A 1,536-nucleotide genomic window follows, 5' to 3' on the forward strand; every position below is an offset into this window, starting at 1 on the left:
CCGCCGATTCTGTGGAAAAACAACGTGTTGCTTGCGCAGAAAGTGGCAACATGAACAGCGCACAAGCGCCTTTCTGGTCAGGCTTTTCGCGTTTGCTGCGGTGCAGGAAGGATCTTGGCTAGTTTGCGGAGGTTTTGGGCGGTGGCAGCGAGGAGGAATTCGTCGTTTGCGCCGCATGGCCCGCGTAATCGGAGCCGTCCCAACCCAAGAATGCGTTTGAGGTGGGCAAACAGCATTTCCACCTTCTTTCGGAGCTTCATCGAGATGTCGTATTGGCGGGTCTTGGCGATGTCGCGCGCGATCTGGCGGGCGTCTTCATGCTCTTCGCGGGTGATCTTGCGTGCGTCGGCGTTGGGGCAGCACCTGGCTTTGGAGGGGCAGGCCTGGCAGACCTCCTTCAAGGCACGATATCGCGCCGTGCCTTTGCCCGAAGGCCCTCGGTTCGGGTCTGAGTAGTTGCGGCGGAACTGCTTCAGGGCGTGACCTTCCGGGCAGATGTATTGATCGTTCTCGGCATCCCACTCGAAGTCTGCGCGGGTCCAGATCCCGTCGTTGCGCCCGGACTTGTCCAAGACCGGGATATGCGGCGCTATCTTGCGCTCGACCAGCCAGCCAAGCATCGGTCCAGTACCATAGGCGGTGTCCGCGATCAGCCGTTCCGGATGCAGATCGAACCTCGCCTTCACGCGCTTGAGCATGGTCTTCGTCGATCCGACCTCGGCCTGCCGGATTGAGCGGGTGGCTTCCACATCGACGATCACCCCGTGATCAGTGTCGATGAGATAATTGTCAGAGTAGCTGAAGAATGCTGGGCCCTTGCGGGCCGCTGTCCATTGGCTGGCCGGGTCGGAATGCGAGGTGAACTTGGGCTCGACCTCGCTGGCGGCCCCGAACGCGGCCTCATCGAGCGTGTCGAGATACTCTCTGACCGCCCGGGGCGCATCGGCGGGATTGATCGCCCGGGCGTCCCACTCCTCCTTCGGCGTCGAGTTCTGTTTGTTGGCATCGGCCTCGATGAGGCTCGCATCCACAGCCATCCTTTGCCCGCTGACCAGGCCCTCCTCGATGCAGCGCGCGACGGTCGTCTCGAACAAATGCCGCAGCAGGTCGCTGTCACGGAACCGACCGTGCCGGTTCTTCGAGAAGGTGGAGTGGTCGGGAATGCGGTCGGTCAGATCGAGACAGCAAAACCACCGATACGCCAAGTTCAGATGTACATCTTCGCACAGCCGTCGTTCAGATCGGATGCCGAAGCAGTAGCCGACCAGCAGCATACGGACCAGCAACTCAGGGTCGACCGACGGGCGGCCAGTGTGGCTGTAGAAGTCTGCGAGATGCGCTCGGATGCCGGTCAGATCAACGAACCGATCAATCGACCGCAACAGGTGGTTTTGGGGCACATGGTCCTCCAACGAGAACTCGTAGAACAATGCCGCCTGCGCTTCCTGCCTCGGTCCCATCATCGCAAATCCCTCCCTATGGAAAGAATTGAATCAGCGACTTACGCCTCGATCAAGGACAAGTTTTTCAACAAAA

The 1,536-nt window shown here is 60.1% G+C and carries 1 protein-coding gene; it reads right to left on the bottom strand.

What is annotated here, in order from left to right; all coding sequences use genetic code 11:
* Nucleotides 1–77 precede the first annotated feature (77 nt).
* Nucleotides 78–1,463: an IS1182 family transposase gene (locus EP237_RS22830; RefSeq protein WP_127563106.1), complete on the bottom strand. Its 1,386-nt coding sequence runs from the start codon at nucleotides 1,461–1,463 to the stop codon at nucleotides 78–80.
* Nucleotides 1,464–1,536 lie beyond the last annotated feature (73 nt).

Source organism: Nioella ostreopsis (genome assembly GCF_004000255.1).
Lineage (GTDB): Bacteria > Pseudomonadota > Alphaproteobacteria > Rhodobacterales > Rhodobacteraceae > Nioella > Nioella ostreopsis.